The sequence below is a fragment of the Marinobacter sp. CHS3-4 genome, assembly GCF_030053415.1.
GTDB lineage: Bacteria > Pseudomonadota > Gammaproteobacteria > Pseudomonadales > Oleiphilaceae > Marinobacter.
The window spans coordinates 134,605-154,742 of record NZ_JASGBJ010000005.1; the positions used below are offsets into that span (position 1 = coordinate 134,605).

Here is a 20,138-nt window from a genome sequence, read left to right on the forward strand (position 1 = left end):
AATGATATGTCGATTTTTAGAGTTATTGCTCTAAAAGTCAATGTAGCAACGACGCTATTTGGATGTCAGTTGGGCCAGCTTCCGCTGTGCGTCGGCTCCAATGTCGCCGCCGGCCTCGGCAGCCGTGGCGTAATACTGAATCGCGGCGTCCCTGCGCCCCTGTTTTATAGCAATGTCACCCAGTCGCAGGAATGCAATGGATGTCGGCACTGTTTCGTTGGCTTTCTGCAGGCTGGCTCGCGCTTCCGAAAGATTGTTTCGTGCAAGGGCGTTCAGACCGTTGTTCAACTGATAGGAGAACATTTCGGGATAGAGAGACGTCGCTTTGTCAAAATCCGCTGCTGCTTTCTCCAACTGGTTCTGCGCCTTGTAGATACGGCCCCGGAAAGAATAAAACGCGGCTTCTTCAGGCTCGATGCGAATGGCTTCATTGATTTCGGTCAACGCCTTGTCCAGCTGATCATTGCCTGCAAGCTGGCGGGCGCGATCTAGAGCCTCGTAGGCGGGCTGGCGGCTGCGCAGGAATGACAGCTTTTTCTGATAGGTGTCGCGTCCACGGTAACCGCCGGCGCCAATTTTGTTCACCAGTTTCTGGTTTTCCCGTACCCGTTTCTGAGAGGGCGGGTGAGTGGCGAACATGCCCTGGATAAAGCCGGGGTTGTTGCCGTCAGACAGGCGCACAAACACTTCCTGCAGCTCCACGGCGGCCTGCGGGTCGTAGCCTGCTGCCTTCATGTAGCGAATGCCGTACTCGTCAGACTCCAGTTCATCACTCTGGCCGTATTGGGCCAACGCCAGTTGGGCGCCCATCGCGGCACCACCCATAATCAGGCTGGCCCACTCGTTATCTGAAATGGCGTAGCCGAGGCCCGCCACGCCGAGACTGATCAGGGTGCTTTGCTGCATGCGCTGAACGCTGTGTCTGGCGGCGGCGTGAACAATTTCATGTCCCAACACCGAGGCCAGCTGAGCTTCGTCTTCGAGTTCGATCAACAGCCCACGGTTGATGGCGATCTTGCCACCCGGCAGGGCCCAAGCGTTTGGAACGCCGCTGTTCAGCACCACGAATTCGTACGGCAGGTCAGGACGGTCACTGACCTTTGCCAGTTTCATACCTACCTGCTGCACGTAAAGATTCAGCTCCGGGTCCAGGTAAAAGCGGCCGCCCTGGGTCTGTTGCGTGGGTTCGTACTGTTCCGCGCCGATGGCCAATTCCTGACTTTCGGGAATCAGCGATAACTGCTTCTTGCCCGTCACCGGGTTCACCGAGCAGCCCATCAGTACGAGTGAGGTAAATAGCACAGCGAAAAAAGCATGAACGTGCCTGAATGTCATCAGAATCGGCTCCTTGTAGATCCTTGTTGCTCTTAAGGCAGGGTAACACCGCACAGAGGGTCGTTTGGTGACGTTATACCACAGGATGGGTTATCCTTTGTCGCCTGCCGACATCCCTCGACTCGAATAAACCGTTAACCCTCAACCCCGGAAACAGTGAATGGGTATCTATCTGGAATTGGTGGCGCTGGTCTGGTTTTTCATCTGCTGGCTTGGCTACAGCGAATATTCGAAACGAAAAGCCGACAAACGGCCTTGCCTGTCAAATACGCTGGATCTTTACCGTACGGATTGGATGCGCGTGATGCTCTCGCGGGAGAATCGTATTTCGGACGCTTCGGTGGTAGGCAATCTGGAGCGTAACGGCGCCTTTTTTGCCTCAAGCTGCCTGTTGATCCTTGCCGGTATCATCACGGCATTGGGTTATACCCAACAGGTCATGGAAGTGTTCAGCACCATGCCTTTCGGCACACTGCCATCGCGAGAGGTCTGGGAAATGCGCATGGTGGTTCTGATGGTTATTTTCATTTACGCCTTTTTTAAATTCACCTGGTCAATGCGGCTTTACAACTTTCTATCGGTACTGGTGGGTGGTGCACCCCTGGCGGGCGATACCAAGGTCAGCCCGGCAGCGCGGGACGCTTTCGCCAGCAGCGCGGCTACCGTTTGCAACCAGGCAGGTGATGCCTTCAACCTTGGGCTGCGCTCCTACTATTATGCGCTGGCAGTGGTGTCCTGGTTTATCCACCCCTTTGCGTTCATCGGCGCCTCGACGCTCATCGTGGTGATTCTGTATCGACGGGAGTTCAAGTCAGACGCACTGCTTGCCCTTCGATCCGGCAAAGTATTTGAAGACCCTGCGGAAAAGGCCAAATCCAATGAATGATTCATTGCGAGCTGACCGGGTTCGCCGGTTCATCAGCACCTTGAACCAGGCCTGTGAACTGGGGCTGAACGTCGAATCGGCCGCCGAGGGCGAGCTGATTCTGCGGTTGCCCTACAGTGATCAGATTGTGGGTAATCCAGACACCGGTGTGATTCACGGTGGCGCGATCACTACGTTGATGGATACGGCATCCGGATCGGTCATCATGTGCGCGCTGGACGACTTTGAGCTGTGTCCGACACTGGATCTGCGGGTGGATTACATGCGACCGGCTGAACCGCACCGACCGGTCTTTGCCAGAGCTCAGACCTATAAAATAACCCGGAATATTATTTTCACTCGCTGTGAGGCCTACCAGGATACGGGTGAAACCATCGCGAATTGCGTTGGTACGTTTATGCGGATTGGTAAAGAGGCCACACCAAAGGCCTATCGCGACCTGATTACCGGAGGCGAAGATGACCAGTCCTGAGATTCTCAAATACACCCAGCAGACCGGTGATTTCTCCCGCATGCTGGAAAGTATTCCCTACGCCCGGTTTATTGGCCTGGAATGCGATCAATTTGGCGACGACCTGATTTTCAGGCTGCCGCGCAAAGAGCAGAACCTGGGCAACCCGATCCTTCCCGCAATTCACGGTGGCGTGATTGGTGGATTTATGGAGCTGTCTGCCGTGATTTACCTGATGATGGCCCAGGAAGCCCTGCGGATGCCGCGCATTGTGGACTTCTCCCTGGACTACCTGCGCGCCGGGCTGGACCGGGAAACCTTTGCGGAATGCCAACTCACGCGCCAGGGTAACCGGGTGGCCAACGTGATGATCACTGCATGGCAGAAATCACGGTCGCAGCCGATTGCCACCGCCCGGGCGCATTTTCTGCTGGAAGATTGATTGGCTTGCGTTCAGGGACTTGAAATGGGGCTGCGCGGCCCCATTTTTGACTGCATCAATAGCCAATCAGCAGGAGACCAATAAGCCATGACGGTTGAATCGCAAAAAGAGACCCTGGGTTTTCAGACCGAAGTTAAGCAACTGCTTAACCTGATGATCCATTCCCTGTATTCCAATAAGGAAATCTTCCTTCGTGAGCTGATATCCAACGCTTCGGACGCCGAAGACAAACTGCGTTTCGCCGCTTTGAAAGACGACGCGCTGTTCGAAGGCGATCCTGACCTCAAAATTCGGCTGGATTACGACGCCGAGAAGAACACGGTGACGCTGTCAGATAACGGCATCGGTATGACCCGTGATGACGTTATCCAGAATCTGGGCACTATCGCCAAATCTGGTACCGCCGAGTTCCTGAAGCAGCTGTCTGGCGACGAGAAGAAAGACAGCAAACTGATCGGTCAGTTCGGTGTTGGTTTCTATTCGTCGTTCATCGTGGCGGATTCTGTTGAGGTTTATACCCGTCGCGCCGGCGCACCGGTTGAAGAGGGTGTGCATTGGGAATCTAAAGGCGATGGCGAGTTCTCCATCGAGCCGGTTTCCCTGGATCAGCGCGGCACGAAAATTGTCCTGCACCTCAAAGAAGACGCCAAGGAGTTCGCCGACGGATTCCGCCTGCGCAACCTGGTGAAGAAGTACTCTGATCACATTTCCTTCCCGGTAGAGATGAAGTCCGAATCCGAGGAAGAGGACAAGAAGGGCGAATACGAAACCGTTAACGATGCTACCGCTCTGTGGACACTGTCTCGCAGCGAAATCAAAGACGAAGAGTACAAAGAGTTCTACAAGCACATTTCCCACGACTTCGAGGACCCGTTGACCTGGTCCCACAATCGTGTGGAAGGCAAGCTGGACTACACCAGCCTATTGTATGTGCCGGGCCGTGCGCCGTTTGACCTCTACAACCGTGAAGCGCCACGTGGCCTCAAACTGTACGTTCAGCGTGTGTTCATCATGGACGACGCCGAGCAGTTCCTGCCGTTGTACCTGCGTTTCACCAAGGGCGTGATTGATTCCAACGACCTGTCACTGAACGTGTCTCGCGAGATCCTTCAGAACGACAGCACGGTGGATAGCATTCGCACGGCGGTCACCAAGCGGGTACTGGACATGTTGTCCAAGCTGGCCAAGAAAGAGCCCGAGAAGTACCAGCAGTTCTGGAACGAATTCGGCACCGTGATCAAAGAGGGCCCGGCCGAAGATTTCAGCAACCGTGAAAAGATCGCTGGCCTGCTTCGCTTCGCCTCCACCCATACTGGCGAGCAAGCACAGAACGTTTCACTGGACGACTACATCGCCCGGATGAAAGAAGGCCAGAGCAAGATCTACTACATCACGGCTGACAACTTCATGGCGGCCAAGAGCAGCCCGCACCTCGAAGTGTTCCGCAAGAAAGGCGTCGAAGTGCTGATCCTGACGGACCGCATCGACGAGTGGATGATGGGCTACCTGAACGAGTACGACGGCAAACAGTTCCAGGATGTTGCTCGCGGTGATCTGGACCTTGGCGACGTAGAGACCGAGGAAGACAAGAAGCACAAGGAAGAAGCCGCCGAAGAGCACAAAGATCTGCTGGAGCGCATCAAAAAGGCACTGGACGATCGTATTCAGGAAGTACGGGTAACCAACCGCCTGACCGACTCCCCGGCGTGCCTGGTGGTGGGCGACTTCGATATGGGCGCCCAGATGAAGAAAATCATGGAAGCGGCTGGCCAGAAAGTGCCGGATAGCAAGCCGATCTTTGAAATCAACGTCGACCATCCGTTGGTTCAGCGTCTTGAAAAAGAGCAGAGCGAAGAGCGCTTCGGTGAGTTGTCGGCGGTGTTGCTGGATCAGGCGACCCTGGCCAGTGGCGAGCAATTGCCGGACCCGGGCGCTTATGTCACTCGCTTGAACCGCCTGCTGCTTGAAATGGCGAACTGATCTGACCGCCCATGCAGCAGATCATCGTGGACATCATTATTAGCCCTGATGAGTGGATAAAGCTCTATCAGGGCTCCGCGACGGATGTCCACACCACGGCCCGGGACGGGCGCTCCGTCCGCTTCCCGGCTCGTATTCTCTCCCGCTTTTACCTGAAAGACGGCATCAGGGGCAGTTTCAGAATACTGTTCGACGACGCTGGCAAATTCGTTAGCGTTGAACGCCTTGCCTGATTACAATGGCGCCCTGTCTGATACTTGATCAGCCCTGACTTTCTATCCTGGTACGCCGAAATGCGAATAATCCTTGCCCCCATGGAAGGCCTTGTTGATGCGCCTATCCGCGAAACGCTGACCAGCGTTGGCGGGATCGACCGGTGCGTAACGGAATTCATTCGCGTGACCCACGGCATGCTGCCACCCCGTGTGTTCTACAAGTATGCTCCGGAACTGGACCACCACTGTGAAACCCGAGTGGGCGTGCCGGTTGCTGTTCAGCTGCTGGGGTCCGACCCCGTGCAGATGGGCCGTCATGGCGCCAAAGCGGTAGAACTGGGTGCCAGACAGGTCGATATCAATTTTGGCTGCCCGGCTAAAACCGTGAATAAACACAAGGGTGGCTGCGTGTTGATGCGCGAGCCGGAATTGATGCACGGCATAACCGCAGAGGTTCGAAAGGCCGTACCTGATCACATCCCCGTGACGGCAAAAATGCGCCTGGGTTACGACGACCGTTCCATGGGCGTGGCCTGTGCTGAAGCTCTGGAAGCGGCCGGAGCCGAAGAAATCGTCGTGCATGCTCGTAGCAAGGTGGATGGCTACAAGCCGCCGGCCTACTGGGAAGAAGTTGCCAAAGTGCGTGAAGCCGTCGATACCCACGTGATCGCAAACGGCGAAATCTGGACGGTGGCCGACTACTGGCGTTGCCGCGAGGTGACCGGCTGTGACGACGTGATGATCGGCCGTGGGCTGATTGCCCGCCCAGACCTGGCCCGACAGATTCGCGCCAGCCAGCGCGGTGAAACCGTGCCCGAGCTCAGCTGGCCCGCCGTTGTCACCCTGATTGAGGACTACGCGGCGGCACTTCAGACTCGCCTGGAAGACCGCTATGTCACTGGCCGCATCAAACAGTGGCTGAACTACCTTCGAGGCGGCTATTCTGAAGCCGAAGTTCTCTGGCCAAGCGCCAGAAAAATCCGCGATGTTCAGCCTATGCTGGCCTGCCTGAAACAGCCTGTAAGTGCCAAGGCCGCCTGACCATCATTCGATGGCTCAGGCCTCGTTCTCCATTTCCGGGGTGTAGCTTCCCAACGCTGCCTTGCCGTTCAGGCTTGACCGTTTGGACATGGCGGCATGAGCAGCCTCTTTATTGGCAATATCACCTTTCCATGCATGCTGTGCAGGCTCCTGCAGCGCACGACCATAGGAGAAAGTCAGCGTCCAGGGCAGGTTGGCGTGCTGATTCATGGCATTGAGGTTCCGCGTGGCCTCTTCCGGTGTCTGCCCCCCAGACAGGAAGAAAATGCCCGGCACTGCCGCAGGGACGCAACGACGGAAGGTGCGAATAGTGGCCTCCGCGACCTGTTCCGGTGACGCGTTCGGGGATTCTTTTCCGGGTGTCACCATGCTGGGTTTCAGAATCATGTGCTCCAGCGCCACCCTGTGCAGTACCAGCTTCTCGAAGACGCCCCGAATTACCTGTTCGTTCACCTCTGCTGAACGTTCAATCGTGTGGGCGCCATCGATCAGAACTTCCGGTTCAACAATGGGAACAATGCCGAGGGATTGGCAGATTGCGGCGTAGCGCGCGAGGGTTTCAGCGTTGGCGTCCACTGCAAGCTCGGAGGGCAGGGTGTCGGAGATGTGGAAGACGCAGCGCCATTTTGCGAAACGTGCACCCAGCTTTTTGGCGTCAGCCAGTCTCTGCTCAAGACCGTCCAGACCAAAGGTTACTTCTTCATCCGGAGCGTGGGCTAACGGCCCTTTCCCCTGGTCCACCTTGATTCCGGGTACGATGCCCTGGCGGGAAAGCAGTTCCGGCATGGGAATGCCTTCCAGGCTGTCCTGTTCCAGGGTTTCAGAAAACAGAATGACGCCGCTGATGTGCTCTGACAGCCCAGGCGCGGAGAAAATAATACTGCGATACTCCTGACGAAGGGCTTCAGTGGATTCAACACCCACAGCTTTGAATCGCTTGGCGATGGTCGGGTGGCTTTCGTCTGCTGCGAGAACCCCTTTGCCTGGTTGCACCATTTTTTGAATCGTTGCCTGCAATTCCGCCTGAATGGACATGCTGTGCTCCTTTCGACATTGTTTCCAGATTGGACTTTCAAGAGTTTACCAATAAATGTGCGCGTCAGTGAGGGGCAAGTATCAATCGGCTTTATAAGCGCACATAAGCCGGAACGATTTCCGATCGCTGTTGGAAGACGCTAATCTGTTCAGTCCCGTTAATCACCTTTGAGGAGTCATCTGTGGGGCAGAAATTTGAAAACCGGGTAGCACTTGTGACTGGGGCAGCGGCAGGTATCGGCCGTTCGACGGCTCTGGCGTTCGCAGAGCAGGGTGCCGCAGTGGTCGTTGCCGATATCGATACCAGCGGTACGGAGGCAGTGGCTGAAGAGATAAGGGCTGCAGGCGGCCGGGCGATTGCGGTTCGCTGTGACGTTACCCGTGACGATGAGGTAAAAGCCATGGTTGCGCTGGCTCTCAGCGAATACGGGCGGCTGGACTTTGCGTTTAACAACGCGGGTATCGAAATTGAGCACAGTAAGCTGGCAGATGGCGACGAATCCGAGTTCGACAAAATCATGGACGTGAATGTGAAAGGCGTCTGGCGCTGCATGAAGCACGAAATTCCCGCCATGCTGGATCAGGGCGAGGGCGCGATTGTAAACACCGCCTCTATAGCCGGCCTGGGCGCGGCACCCAAAATGAGCATCTACAGCGCCAGCAAGCACGCAGTGATCGGCCTGACCAAATCGGCTGCTGTGGAATACGCCAAGAAAGGCATCCGCGTAAATGCCGTGTGCCCAGCGGTGATAGACACCGCCATGTTTCGGCGTGCCGCAGAGACAGATCCCCGCAAGGCGGAATATGCAGCGGCCATGCACCCGGTTGGGCGCCTTGGGAAGCCAGAAGAGATCGCCGGCGCCGTGCTTTACCTGTGTTCGCCTGAGGCAGGCTTTACGACCGGGGTTGCGTTGCCGCTGGATGGGGGCGCAACGTCCGTATAGGGCAACATCCTTTGGACTGGGCTATAACTAGAGGGAGCGCCAGAGGGTTTTCGGTGCGTAGAACGCGACGACAGAGGAAGTCTGATGGAAGCCTATTTCAACAGCCCGGTTATTCTGAGGCGCCCGCCCATCAAACGGGCCGCCTATTCGGACCGCACCGCCTGGATTATGGCGGAAATATGCCGCCTGGTGTACGAGCCACTTCCACCGGAAATGACTGTGGAACAGCTTGCCAACGACCTCCGCGCCTCGGTTGCCGAGGGTGATTCTGACAGCGATCTTTTGGCCCTGGTCAGGCGGGCCATCGACGCTCAGACCGGCTATTCCGAAAAATTTACCGAATTACTGAAAGAAGCCGGTCTGACCCTGATTGATGCTTTCGCGGTCAACGGTACTGAAGGCGTGCTTATCAAACTGAACGAGACCGGTGCCTTTGAGGGCATGCTGGTGCTGGCATTCCGGGGAACGCAGCCCTCCATCATTGATGTGGCAACCGATCTGAAAGCGAATCTGGTTCAGGCGCCTGACGGTGGCCAGATTCACGCGGGGTTCCTGGGCGCCTTTGAGCAGGTCAAAACCAGAATCCAGGTCACATTGGACAAGCATGCCGGGGTACCACTCTATCTCACCGGTCATTCTCTGGGCGGTGCACTGGCGATGGTTGCCACGCGCTACCTTGGCAGCGACAGTACCGGCGCCACCTACACCTTTGGCTGCCCAAGAGTCGCAGATGACGCCTTCTACCGGGACATAAAAACCCCCGTATACCGTGTGGTCAACGGTGCGGATGCAGTGGCAAGAGTGCCGTTTGGTTATGGTTTTTCCATCTTTTTGTGCGCAATACGCCTGATACCGATCAATTTTACCTTTGAGATCAGTGAATGGTTGCGTCGTCAGTTCTTTGGTTATACGCATTATGGCAACCTGGTGTTTCTTGCACCGCCAAAAGTGGATCGCACAACCGGTAACGCCATTGAGGATCCCAGCGCTATCGTAAAGATTGGTCCGAATATTTTCTGGCGGGCGAAAACGGTCTTCAGGCGATGGGTGGCGACCAGGGGCAAGGCCGCAGCCTCGGATCATTCGATGAGCCAATATGCTTTAAAACTGCAGAAATACGCGGAACACAGAAATTGATGACACTTTGATGACAAGAAACAATCGGATATGACTGAAAAAGATACGCTTGGCAGCTATAATCTGTGTCATGATCAATTTTTCGGTCACAATTGAAATCAGTCCGGGACTCAGCGATCGTGGTTTTTAAATGGAGTTTCATCAAGTGCCTCAGGGCCAGCCCGGTAGCTGTGTCGACGGCAATATTATCTCTTCTTTTTTCCTGTTACCCCTTGAGCGCCGAACCCGTCAGTGACGAACAGCTGCACCCCATTGAAGGTGTCCCTCTGAAATTACGCACCCTGGAGAACCCGCCTTTGGCGTACACCGACAAAGATGGCCAGATAGTCGGTGTGTTGGTGGAGGGCATACGCGAGGCCGTGCGTCGAACCGGCCACGAGGTGGAGTTTCGTATCTATCCGTGGAAAAGGGTATTGCGGGAAGTCTCCACAGGTAACGCAGATGCCGCATTTAACGCAGGAAAAAATGCTGAGCGTCAGGCCTGGGGCCGATACCACGAGTCGGTACTGATAGACGAAACCTACGTATTCTTTGCCGCCGAGCCCATGGCGCTTTCTCCCGAGCTTGAAGAAGCGCCAGATCTGCGGGTCGGTATCCAGCTCGGTTACTATTATGGTGAGCGCTTCGACAAAATGCTGGAAAACCCGCCATTCCTGTCTATGGAAGTTTCACAGACGATTCCGCGAAATCTCAAGCTGCTGCGGGCCGGGCGTATTCATGTATTCATCGGGGATCTGTTGCCAACCATGCATTATATAAAAGACATGGGACTTGAAGACGAGATCAAAATCGTTCGCAACAAAAACACCGGACAACCCCTGGTCGTCTCGACATCGCCTACCTACGTTGCGTTCTCTCGCAAGCGAGTGGATCCAGCCTATGTAAAGACGTTCAACGATGCGTTGGTATCGATAAAGAGCGACGAAACCTTTGACCGCATTCTCCAAAAATACCAGTTAGACATTCCCGATCTGCCCAGTGGCCAATAACCGCCCAGTTTAGCCAGACGCAGCAAGCTCTACCGACTTACAAATAGACGCAATTTGAATCTTTTTGGTGCTCGTTCCGTTCATTCCTTTGTCTATACTCGGTCTTAATTGCTCAGGATAAACCGAACCCTGTAGCCCGTTGCCCCGAAGCGACATAAGCGACCATAGACAGGTTGGACGTGACCCCGCTACTGCATCGAATCCATCATCCCCGTCGTTTCCGCCGCCTAATGATCATGCTCGCGGCGATGCTGATGATGCTGGTGGCAACCTCCGGCCATGCCGATCCCACAATCCGGCTTACCAGCCACACCGACAAAGTACTGCTAAGCGCAGACGCCCGTTTTCTGGAAGACCCCGGCGGCCAATATCAAATCGAAGACATCATCAACGGACGTTGGGACGATCGGTTCTTTACCAGCAATAAAGAGCGCGCGAGCTTTGGGTTCAAGGGGGATATCTATTGGCAGCACGCGCGGCTGGTCTACAGCGCCCGGGGTGGTGAAAAGGTACGCGAATGGATGGTGCAGGCAGACTATCCGCCCCTTGACCAGATAGACGTTTACATTCGACGGGCCGCTGGAGACCTCAAAAAGCTTGAGCTTGGTGATCACCGCCCGTTTGAAAACAACGTCGCTGCAAGCCCATTTGCCACCTTTTCCATCAAGACCGTTTCTGACCAGCCAGTTGACCTCTACATTCGGGTAAAGACCGACAGCTCCCGGCAGTTGGGTTTTGTGCTGTATTCCAGCATCGGTTTCAGCGAAGCGATGCAGTTCCAGGGGCTCCTGTCGGGTGTGTTCTACGGGATCATGTTAATCATGGTCTTCTATAACCTGTTCATATTTATTTCGATCCGGGACAGGGCTTATCTTTACTACGTCCTCGGTATCCTGTCCTTCCTCGCGGCCCAGGCGGCTCTGGACGGGTTACCCTGGCGCTATCAGCTGTACGAAGACCCGGTATGGTATGACCGCGACCTGCCAATCATGATGAACGTGACCTGGATATGGCTCATGCAGTTCTCCCGCCACTTCCTGCAAACACGAATCACTGCGCCGTTTCTGGACAAGGTCATGCGATTCATGGCCATTGCCGCCTTCTGGGCCGCAGGGCTCAGCTTCCTCGTGGATTACACCATCTCTATCGGCGTGGCTATTCGGGCCACCATCCTTTACGCCTTTGCGCTGGGATTGATCGGTATTTTCATGTGGCGTGCCGGCAATCGTCTTGCCCGTTACTACACCATGGCCTGGCTGCTCTATATGTCTGGCGTGCTGCTTTACATCAGCTATGCATTCGGTGCGACCAGCCACAACTTTATAGTGGAAAACGGCATCCGCCTCGGCGCTTTCAGCAACGTATTGCTGCTGAGCCTGGCCTTGGCCGACCGTATTAACATGCAGAAGCGTGAGACAGAAAAGGCCAGACGACGGGCGTTACTTGCCAAGCAGGAAGCCCAGAATGCCAGTGAACAGGCCCAGGAACACTTGCGCCGGTTCCGGCAACTGTACGACAACGCCGCCGAAGGCATCTTCCAGTGTTCCTTGGATGGGCGGTTCCTCAGCGCGAACCCCTCGCTGGCTCAAACCTTTGGCTACGACTCGCCTTCGGAGCTGGTCGAAAGCGTCGAAAATATAGCCACCGACTGCTACGCCAACCCTGAAGATCGCTTCCTGTTCGAAAGAGAACTCATGGAGAGGCGCCGCGTGGTGGAATGGGAAGCGCTTTTCCTGCGTAAGGATGGCTCCAAGTTCTGGGGCACCAGTTCCGCCTATCTGGCCTATGATGCAGAAGGTCGGCCAGCGTACCTGGAAGGTTCACTGATCGACATCACCGAGCGCAAAGAAAAGGAGAAGGCACAGCGCGAGCGAGAGGCGGCACAGGCTTCGGCCCAGGCAAAGAGCGATTTCCTGGCCAATATGTCCCATGAAATCCGGACCCCTATGAATGCCATCATCGGGTTTGCCGAATTGGTGCAGCGCACGGATCTTGGCAGCAAACAACGGGGCTATGTGGAAAAAATCGAACATGCCTCGCGAACCCTGCTCGGGATCATCAACGACATACTCGACTTCTCTAAAATCGAGGCCGGCAAGCTGGACCTGGAACGCACCGAGTTCAACCTTCACGACGTTGTGAATGACCTGATGGACATGCTGGCCCACAAGACCGCCGAGAAGAACCTGGAGCTGTCTGTGCGTCTGGCTAAGGGCACCCCGACGGCGCTGGTAGGTGACCCGCTGCGCCTGGGGCAGATTCTGGTCAACCTGACCAACAACGCCATCAAGTTCACCGAAGAAGGTGAGATTCAGCTGCGGATTTCCCAACAGCAGACTCTGGATGGCCGGGGCTGCCTGCATTTCAGCGTGATTGATACGGGCATCGGCATCAGCGCGGAACAGCTGGACAACCTCTTTACCCCGTTTACCCAGGCCGACGGCTCCACCACGCGCAAATTCGGTGGCACAGGACTGGGGCTCTCGATCAGCAAACAACTGGTAGAACTGATGGACGGTGAAATCTGGGGAGAAAGCAGGGAAGGACACGGCAGTATTTTCCAGTTTACCGCCTGGTTCGATCTTCAGGCGGATTTTGAAGACAAGAACATCTACGCCAGCAAAGAACTCAAAGACCTTAGGGTATTGCTGCTGGACGATCGCGATGCGGGTCAGGAAGCACTGATGGAGATTCTGACCAGCTTCGAGTGCCAGCCGACGTTGATGCAGCCGGACTACCGTCTGTTAGAGCGCCTGCGCAGCGACGCCGATGCGGCAAAATATGATCTGGTCATGATCGACCGGCACCTGGCCGCGATGCGCACCATCGATGCGGCGCTGATCGTTCGTCAGGTAGAGGCACTGGCCGAGGTGCCACTGGTGGTGATGACGTTGCCCAACGAAGATCACCTGATGGATGAGGCCACCTCCTGCGGTTTCTATCCGCTGGTTAAGCCAGTGACCCCGTCGGTGATCCTGGACAGCATTCAGGAGATCTTTGGCTATACCGGCCCCCGATCGTCGCGCCGGTTCAGCGTAGACGAACAGCCTGATATCCATCAAATCCTGAACGGCCGCGAGGTCCTGCTGGTCGAAGACACGGCATTCAACCAGGAGATTGCGCGGGAGTTCCTGCGGCAAGTGGATGTCAACGTAACCGTGGCAGAGAACGGCGCAGAGGCCGTGAATTTCCTCGAAAAGCAATCTTTCGATGCGGTGTTGATGGATTGCCAGATGCCCGTCATGGACGGATTCGAAGCCACGCGCCGTATTCGCCAGCAACTGAGGTTGTCTGATTTGCCGATCATCGCCATGACCGCCAACGCTATGAAAGGCGATCGTGAAAAATGCATCAATGCCGGTATGAATGATTATCTCAGTAAACCGGTAGGGCAGGATTCGTTGTACAGAATGCTGGCGGACTGGATAGCCGGCAGAGCCAACACCTTAATTCACGTTGGCGAACCAGAGCCGGAGGCAGAGAAATCGCATCCGGAAGAAGGTACCTTACTGGCAGAACGGCCCACCAAAGAAACCGGTTTCGACCGGGAGAAAGCACTGGCTCAGGTCAGCGGCAATGAAAAACTTCTGGATGATCTGATCGAACACTATCGCAAGGACCAGGCCAGCGTCATTGACGATATTCTGGATGCCCTGGATGACGACAATCGGGAAGAGGCGCACCGACTGGCTCATACCTTGAAAGGCGTTTCTGCAACGCTGGGCGCTGAGGTGCTGAGTGAACGAGCAGAGGCTGTCGAAGAGGCGCTGGCCAGCGGCGCCATCATGACCCAGGTAGAGCGACTGATGTGCCATCTCGACGTCGCCCACCAGCAGCTAATGTCCACCTTTGAATCGATACATGAGGAGAGCTTATGACCATGTCCACCAGACAGTCGGACCAGGTAGGGCCCGCAGGTAGCGGTCAGAACAGCATGGGCGCTGATGCCGAAACCCAGAGCCTGAAGTTGCTCTACGGCAGCTACGCTGACGTGCTGTTTGTGTTGCTTCCGTTTGCGGTGGTGGCGCTGTTTAAAGTCTGGGATCAGGGGTTCGAGTCAGTGCTGCTGGGTTATGATCTGTCCATGGCTGCCGGCGTTCTGGGTGGTCTGGCCGTGGTGAAATTCATCATGGGCATGATGATCGACACCAACATGTTAAAGCACAAAGAACGGATTCTTTTCCTGATCGCCGGTACCGTGTTTCTGATCATGGTGCCGGGCATTCTGTTCAGTGTATTGATCATGTTGGCAGACCCGGTGCCAAAATGGGTCATGTTCGTGCAACCATTGTTATTAGTTCTTGGGATCAGTGCGTATTCTGGTGCTGTTGGCTCTACCAACGCCGTGCATAGGCAATTTCAGGGCGACACCAATGAAGACAGGGATTCAATGGCTGGGGTTCACGAGCCGACGTCTGATTCGTAGCTGATCAGGTCCACATCCGCCGCTTCCTGCCGTAATGGCACCAGCGCCTGATAGGCGGCGGACTCGTGCCAGCCATGAACCGACTGCAAGTCCGGGAAGCGCAGCACCACGATGTCCGTATGATTGTGGTGACCACTCAGAACCCTGGCATTCTGGCCTCTCATGAGCACCTCTGCATTCCAGGGTACCAGCGTTGCTGGTAGCAAACCTCGGTATTCGGCCCACTTGGTGGGATCTTTGATGGTGATCTGGCCAACGGCGTAAGCGGTCATTTCAGGTCTCCCCGGTTCTTGTTTTCAGAGTGACACTCGCACAGGTGGCGCTAGCTTTATTTGGGCGCGCCGGCAACGCCTGACGCAAGCATCTTCTGAATGTCTTCCTCAGAGTAGTCGCATTCCGCCAACAAGGCGCAGGTGTCGACGCCAAGTACGGGAGCACCACGCCACTTTTGCTCCTGCACCGATGAAAACCGGGCCGGGGACCGGGTCTGGCGAAGCAGGCCCGCTTGCGGGTGCTCCTGGGTTTGCAGAAGATCGTTTGCCTCGACCTGCGGATGGTTCAGCATCTGGGTGCGGGTAAGCACCGGGGCGCAGGGAACCTGTTCTTCCTCCAGCCGGGCGAGCCAGTGCTCAGCGGATTCGGTCCTGATGACGGATTGAATCAGCTCCAGCCGGGCATCAATGTTTTGCTGTCGCAGCTCGGCCGTTTTAAAGCGCGGGTCGTCGGCCCAGTCAGGGCGGTTAACTGCCCGTATCAGGGCGTGCCACTCGCGATCATTCTGCACGGCAATGGTGATGTAACCGGTGGTGGTCTCGTAAATCAGGTCCTGAAAGCTGGCGGCTTCCTGTTGCGGCAGTTCGGCGTTCACGAACGTCTGGCTGCCCATGTCGGAACTCCACAGGAACGCGATGATGGCGTCCAGCATGGACAAACGAACGTGCTGGGCTTCACCGGTGCGTTCCCGAGCAAACAGGGCAGCGGTAATGGCCTGAGCGGCCGTCACGCCGGTGAGCTTGTCCGGCAGGATGGTTCTGACCAGTTGGGGGCGGCGTTGATCGGACCCTGCCTGCACCGTGGCAAGGCCAGACAGGCCCTGAATCAATGGATCGTACACCGGGCGTTGGGAGTAGGGGCCGGTGTCACCAAAACCGCTGATCGACACCATGATCAGCTTCGGCGCGACCTTGCGAAGCTCGTCTTCGCCGAGCCCCATTCGTTCAATCACCCCGGGCCGAAAGTTCTGAACGAACACGTCTGCGGTCGCCACCAGCTTGAACAGTGCGTCACGCCCCTCCGGCTCTTTCAGGTTCAGGGCAATCGATTTTTTGTTGCGGTTGTTATTGAGATACAGCGCAGACATATCCCCCTGCCGGTTGGCGGCAGAGCGGGTGAAATCCCCGCTGGCCGGGTTCTCCACCTTGATGACTTCTGCGCCCTGATCGGCCAGCATCATGGTTGCCAGCGGGCCGGATATCATGGCGGTCAGGTCGATTATGCGAATACCGTCGAGCGGCCCAGTCATTCAGCGTCTCCTGATACAGCGATGCCTTTGTCGATCAGATGTTGGCGGAAAATTTCTATACGGCGCCTGTTTACCCCCAGATCGTACAACCCGATCAGAGACTGGGACCGCACATCCAGGCTCTGCTGGTCTTCCCGCACCAGCACCTCGAAAAAGTCGGGAAAGTGAAATACGACGGTATAGAAAGTCACGTCCAGATAGCCAAAGCGGGCTTCGTTGAGGGACGCGCCGGGCATATCGGTGACCGTGGTTTTGATGGTTTCCCAGTTGGATTCATCCAGCGGTTCTGCCAGTTGGACCGGGTCGACCTGATAGAGAAACACCGACGACGTGCTGGACGCACAGTTCAGCAGGGGCGTGCAGCCATCCAGAGTGAAATCGGTGCCAGAATCGGGAACGTTAAAGGTGGACGCACAGCCCGTGAAAAGCAGGCTGAGGAGAAGTAGTGTAAATCTCATATTGGGTTTCCGGCCGATGTCTGGAAGACTGATTTCAGTAAAAGGTATCATTCGAGAGCGGGTGCACAAAGGCTGTCGCTCAATAAAGGGGAATCACCATGTCGTACATCAGCCACTATACGCCGGAAACCCTCAGCCGCGAGGAAGTCGACCAGACCCAGGGCCCGATGGTGCTTGAATTTGGCGCCAACTGGTGTGCCTTCTGCCAGGGCGCTCAGCCAGACATCAAAGCCGCAATTGATAACCACCCTGACGTCCAGCACATGAAAGTTGAAGACGGCAAAGGCCGTAGGCTAGGCCGAACCTTCGGTGTGAAGCTGTGGCCGGCGCTGATTCTACTGAAGGATGGCCACGAAGTAGGGCGGGTGGTCCGCCCCGGCAGCCGCAGCGAGATTGAAGAGGTTTTAAGCCAGATTGAGCTATAATCAACATTAGTCCTTGCTAGCCGTAAGCGGATGCCTCATCCCCAACAAGGCACAGGGGCGGAGCAGGCAGTCCCGACCTCAAACACCCTACGCAAACCAGGTGTGAAGGAGGGACATCATGCCGACCAACGAGCAACTTCAAATGTGGGCCGAAGAGGTCGCCACGACCGCAGCACCTTTCGGGGAAGCCGCCAGTGTGGCGATCGGAATGCCGGACATCACCTGCGCCTACCTCATCAATCTGATCAACCGTCTTTTACTGAAAATCGCACAGGATACCGCGTTGACCGGCATGACCGCCCAGGAAGCGCAGGCCTACAAAGATCTGCAGGTGCTTCGGGCGCGGATTATCAGAGCGTGCGACGAAACACAGACGCCGGAACCGCCAGACGAAGAAGAGCCTCCAACGGATGGCCCGGGTGATTCGGTCAAACCGCCTGAGCCGCCCAAGCCCATTGGCACATCACCTCAACCCCCCCTGGTTGAGCCGGAACCTGTAGAGCAGGAGCCGACCTGCTGTGACATCCATGGCCATCAACTTCCAAGCCTGGATTTTACAGGCCTGAATCTCAGGGCGAGATCCGGCGGCGTGGTCATCGGTGGCGCGGTGGTGAGCAATCACCCATGTGGTTTCAGGTACTGGGATCTCAAAGTGGTTCTGGTGGGGCCCAATGGAACCCGAACTGAGGTCTACCGGAACACAAGCCGGGTAGGGTCACCTTCCGAGCAGCTTTCGCTGGCTTTGCCGTCGTCCCTGGTGCGCGGGTTCCGTTCAGGTTTCGTGGAGGTCACCGTGGAATCAAACTGCCGAACTTCCAACCGGGCCATCCGCAGCAACTATGGCTGGGTGATCAAACCGGGTAGCCCAACGACCCCATAGAGGCGGGGAGCACACTACGGTTACCTGGTAGTGCATCCATAAACTGGTCGCGTCTTGTAACCGTAAATGGACCCGGTCTGGCAGGGATATGATGTCGTTGATGCAAAATTGCGATATCAAGCTTTTAAACAAAAGCGGACATTCGCGGCACGCCAAATTCCTGACCTCTATTCCCATGATGCGGGCAAAAATATGGCCTTCAAGAACCTGGTAGACGATCAAACGGGCTGACAGTTCCAGCCCGTCGATTGCCAATGATGTGCGTGTAAATTTCCGTCGTACGGATGTCGCTGTGCCCAAGGATTTCCTGAACCGTCCGAATGTCACTTCCCGATCTCAATAGTTCGGTGGCAAAGGCATGGGAGTAAGTCTGAATCCCTCGGCCGGATCAGATTCATGTACTGACCTCGCATGCGCGACCTGCTGCTCGAGGTTTTCTCTGAGGTTACCTGGAATCAGTGTGTAGCGATCTTTTCGGCCCTTGCCGTTGAACACGAGCAAGTTGCGGCTTTTAAGATCGATGTCCTTTACGCGAAGCGAGAGGGCCTCATTGATTCTCAAACCGCAGCCATAGAGCAGTGCAGTAATGAGCCAGTATTCGGCTGTCATGTTGCTGAGAATAGAGGCGACTTCGTCGGGGTTCAGAACGGTCGGCATGCGCCGCGGCGTTTTCGTCATCGTGTACTGGAGGTTTTCAATCTCCCGTTTCAGCACATGCTTGTAGACGAAAATAATTGCGCACAGCGCCTGATTCTGAGTACCTGGGCTGACTCCCCGATTGACGGCAAGGTGATTCAGGAAGCGTTCAATTTCCTGATTGCCCATCACCTCCGGGTGTTTCTTATCATTGAAGAGAATGAACTGACGGACCCAGTAGAGGTACGATTTTTCGGTGCGGTAGCTGTACTGCCTTGTCCGGATTTCTGCGCGAACAGACTGCATAAATGGTGATTTCGGCACAGTAGCCCTCCGTGGCTGAATAACTGTATATACATACAGTTATAATGAAAAGCCATCAAAAACGCCAAATTTTTTGCGGTTTAATTTGCATGGCTCTGCACGCTTTTCACAGAGCACCTTTGTAGGTAACTGTTTCAGAACGGGAAAATTTTGGCCTTCTGTATTTAACTTGCAGAAACGTGCACGGATAAGCCGCGTGCACACTTTTCACGGACGCAAAAACCCGAAAGCGGCCAGCTACTGGCAGGTAAGGCTATGAAAAATCTACGCTATCAGGGGTGTGAAGCAGTTTTGGACACGGTGGTACGGATGCGGTTTACTACGAATGCAAACTAATAAGCTGTTATCTGTACAGGAGTTGTCATGGAAGATCGAAGTAATCCTTTTAAGAAAGCGGGAATCGTACTTCTGATAGTAGGCATTATCGATATTGCGTTTATGATTTATGCAATAGCGAATAAAGTCAGCTACTCATCTAGCTTCAATATTTTTGCTGTCATCGTGGGCATCCTTCTATTGAGGGGAAGTGCTAGAACTGCCCGGGTTGTCCGCTGGTTCAGTATTTTTCTCACGGTAGCCTTCGTTGGTGTTTTGATCATAGTGCCTCTGGCGACACCGATCGATCTGTTGTTAGCTCAATGGAAATCACATACTGCTCAGTCTCTTGGCTCAGTTGCGCTGGGTTTGGCAGCCATTGGGCTGATCATTTGGGTTTACCGCCAACTATCGACCTCAGAATCTCTGGAAGTGCTCTCAGTGGCCGGATTTAGAACAGGCAGGCCCACGTCCGCATATATTGCTGGTAGCGTTTTATTGGCTCTCGCCACTGGGTTGTCAATTGGTTTCCTGAATGGAGAAACTGCTCAAAAGGCTGAAGCGCTTGCTGAAGAGCAATTGGGGTCAGAATACTCTTATCATGTTTCAAGCATGTCCATGTCGGGCAGTTCAGGTTCAGCTTGGGTAGTCGCGTACAACGACGATGAAATCAAAAATATCCAAGTGCAGTGGTAGC

At 55.4% G+C, this 20,138-nt stretch carries 21 protein-coding genes; 14 read left to right on the forward strand and 7 right to left on the reverse strand.

Annotated elements, in window-relative coordinates:
- Positions 1-54: 54 nt before the first annotated feature.
- Positions 55-1,335, reverse strand: a complete 1,281-nt coding sequence (locus QLQ17_RS16915) for a M48 family metalloprotease (RefSeq protein WP_283210786.1) — start codon at positions 1,333-1,335, stop codon at positions 55-57.
- A gap of 160 nt (positions 1,336-1,495) precedes the next feature.
- Between QLQ17_RS16915 and QLQ17_RS16920 the strand changes: the two genes are divergently transcribed.
- The 6 genes from QLQ17_RS16920 (at position 1,496) to QLQ17_RS16945 (ending at position 6,350) form a co-directional block, all read left to right on the forward strand.
- Positions 1,496-2,221, forward strand: a complete 726-nt coding sequence (locus QLQ17_RS16920) for a DUF599 domain-containing protein (RefSeq protein ID WP_283210787.1) — start codon at positions 1,496-1,498, stop codon at positions 2,219-2,221.
- Entirely contained in the window at positions 2,214-2,693 is a 480-nt protein-coding gene (locus QLQ17_RS16925; RefSeq protein WP_283210788.1) for a PaaI family thioesterase, read from the forward strand. Before QLQ17_RS16920 ends, QLQ17_RS16925 begins: the two co-directional genes overlap by 8 nt.
- Positions 2,680-3,114 (forward strand): PaaI family thioesterase, encoded by a 435-nt coding sequence (locus tag QLQ17_RS16930; RefSeq protein ID WP_283210789.1) that lies wholly within the window; start codon positions 2,680-2,682, stop codon positions 3,112-3,114. The genes QLQ17_RS16925 and QLQ17_RS16930 overlap by 14 nt, the downstream gene beginning before the upstream one ends.
- Before the next feature lie 87 nt (positions 3,115-3,201).
- Positions 3,202-5,094 (forward strand): molecular chaperone HtpG, encoded by a 1,893-nt coding sequence (gene htpG / locus QLQ17_RS16935; protein ID WP_283210790.1) that lies wholly within the window; start codon positions 3,202-3,204, stop codon positions 5,092-5,094.
- Positions 5,095-5,105: 11 nt separating this feature from the next.
- The gene (locus QLQ17_RS16940) at positions 5,106-5,327 is read left to right on the forward strand and encodes a DUF2835 domain-containing protein (RefSeq protein ID WP_283210791.1); all 222 of its coding nucleotides are present in this window, start codon (positions 5,106-5,108) and stop codon (positions 5,325-5,327) included.
- Positions 5,328-5,387: 60 nt separating this feature from the next.
- Complete coding sequence (locus QLQ17_RS16945) at positions 5,388-6,350, forward strand: tRNA dihydrouridine synthase (protein WP_283210792.1); 963 nt, start codon at positions 5,388-5,390, stop codon at positions 6,348-6,350.
- Positions 6,351-6,365: 15 nt separating this feature from the next.
- On the opposite strand, the gene QLQ17_RS16950 is transcribed toward QLQ17_RS16945, so the two are convergent.
- Positions 6,366-7,385: a class I fructose-bisphosphate aldolase gene (locus QLQ17_RS16950; RefSeq protein WP_283210793.1), complete on the reverse strand. Its 1,020-nt coding sequence runs from the start codon at positions 7,383-7,385 to the stop codon at positions 6,366-6,368.
- 182 nt (positions 7,386-7,567) lie between these two features.
- Between QLQ17_RS16950 and QLQ17_RS16955 the strand changes: the two genes are divergently transcribed.
- The 5 genes from QLQ17_RS16955 to QLQ17_RS16975 all read left to right on the forward strand — a co-directional run bounded on the left by QLQ17_RS16955 (position 7,568) and on the right by QLQ17_RS16975 (position 14,881).
- Positions 7,568-8,329 carry an SDR family oxidoreductase gene (locus tag QLQ17_RS16955; protein WP_283210794.1) on the forward strand — a complete coding sequence of 254 codons (762 nt, stop codon included), beginning with the start codon at positions 7,568-7,570 and terminating at the stop codon, positions 8,327-8,329.
- Positions 8,330-8,413: 84 nt separating this feature from the next.
- The gene (locus QLQ17_RS16960) at positions 8,414-9,466 is read left to right on the forward strand and encodes a lipase family protein (RefSeq protein WP_283210795.1); all 1,053 of its coding nucleotides are present in this window, start codon (positions 8,414-8,416) and stop codon (positions 9,464-9,466) included.
- A 212-nt stretch (positions 9,467-9,678) separates the two neighbouring features.
- Positions 9,679-10,455: a substrate-binding periplasmic protein gene (locus tag QLQ17_RS16965; RefSeq protein WP_283210796.1), complete on the forward strand. Its 777-nt coding sequence runs from the start codon at positions 9,679-9,681 to the stop codon at positions 10,453-10,455.
- Positions 10,456-10,634: 179 nt separating this feature from the next.
- The gene (locus tag QLQ17_RS16970; protein WP_283210797.1) at positions 10,635-14,333 is read left to right on the forward strand and encodes a 7TM diverse intracellular signaling domain-containing protein; all 3,699 of its coding nucleotides are present in this window, start codon (positions 10,635-10,637) and stop codon (positions 14,331-14,333) included.
- Between the two features lie 2 nt (positions 14,334-14,335).
- Positions 14,336-14,881 carry a hypothetical protein gene (locus QLQ17_RS16975; RefSeq protein WP_283210798.1) on the forward strand — a complete coding sequence of 182 codons (546 nt, stop codon included), beginning with the start codon at positions 14,336-14,338 and terminating at the stop codon, positions 14,879-14,881.
- On the opposite strand, the gene QLQ17_RS16980 is transcribed toward QLQ17_RS16975, so the two are convergent.
- The 3 genes from QLQ17_RS16980 to QLQ17_RS16990 are packed head-to-tail and all read right to left on the reverse strand — an operon-like array spanning position 14,857 to position 16,861.
- Positions 14,857-15,153 carry a DUF1330 domain-containing protein gene (locus QLQ17_RS16980; protein ID WP_283210799.1) on the reverse strand — a complete coding sequence of 99 codons (297 nt, stop codon included), beginning with the start codon at positions 15,151-15,153 and terminating at the stop codon, positions 14,857-14,859. The two genes, QLQ17_RS16975 and QLQ17_RS16980, sit on opposite strands and share 25 nt — an antisense overlap.
- A gap of 56 nt (positions 15,154-15,209) precedes the next feature.
- Positions 15,210-16,403 carry a CaiB/BaiF CoA transferase family protein gene (locus QLQ17_RS16985; protein WP_283210800.1) on the reverse strand — a complete coding sequence of 398 codons (1,194 nt, stop codon included), beginning with the start codon at positions 16,401-16,403 and terminating at the stop codon, positions 15,210-15,212.
- The gene (locus QLQ17_RS16990) at positions 16,400-16,861 is read right to left on the reverse strand and encodes a DUF1499 domain-containing protein (RefSeq protein WP_283210801.1); all 462 of its coding nucleotides are present in this window, start codon (positions 16,859-16,861) and stop codon (positions 16,400-16,402) included. The genes QLQ17_RS16985 and QLQ17_RS16990 overlap by 4 nt, the downstream gene beginning before the upstream one ends.
- A gap of 98 nt (positions 16,862-16,959) precedes the next feature.
- Here QLQ17_RS16990 and QLQ17_RS16995 point away from each other — a divergent pair, with 98 nt between their 5' ends.
- Both QLQ17_RS16995 and QLQ17_RS17000 read left to right on the forward strand, forming a co-directional pair.
- Complete coding sequence (locus QLQ17_RS16995; protein ID WP_283210802.1) at positions 16,960-17,286, forward strand: thioredoxin family protein; 327 nt, start codon at positions 16,960-16,962, stop codon at positions 17,284-17,286.
- Positions 17,287-17,404: 118 nt separating this feature from the next.
- Positions 17,405-18,166, forward strand: a complete 762-nt coding sequence (locus QLQ17_RS17000) for a hypothetical protein (protein ID WP_283210803.1) — start codon at positions 17,405-17,407, stop codon at positions 18,164-18,166.
- 199 nt (positions 18,167-18,365) lie between these two features.
- Here QLQ17_RS17000 and QLQ17_RS17145 read toward each other — a convergent pair whose 3' ends face one another.
- A complete protein-coding gene (locus QLQ17_RS17145; RefSeq protein ID WP_349306803.1) occupies positions 18,366-18,506 on the reverse strand; it encodes a tyrosine-type recombinase/integrase in 141 nt (46 codons plus the stop codon).
- On the reverse strand, positions 18,503-19,126 hold the full coding sequence (locus QLQ17_RS17005) for a phage integrase N-terminal SAM-like domain-containing protein (RefSeq protein WP_283210804.1): 624 nt from the start codon (positions 19,124-19,126) through the stop codon (positions 18,503-18,505). The genes QLQ17_RS17145 and QLQ17_RS17005 overlap by 4 nt, the downstream gene beginning before the upstream one ends.
- Before the next feature lie 363 nt (positions 19,127-19,489).
- Here QLQ17_RS17005 and QLQ17_RS17010 point away from each other — a divergent pair, with 363 nt between their 5' ends.
- Complete coding sequence (locus tag QLQ17_RS17010; RefSeq protein ID WP_283210805.1) at positions 19,490-20,137, forward strand: hypothetical protein; 648 nt, start codon at positions 19,490-19,492, stop codon at positions 20,135-20,137.
- Position 20,138 lies beyond the last annotated feature (1 nt).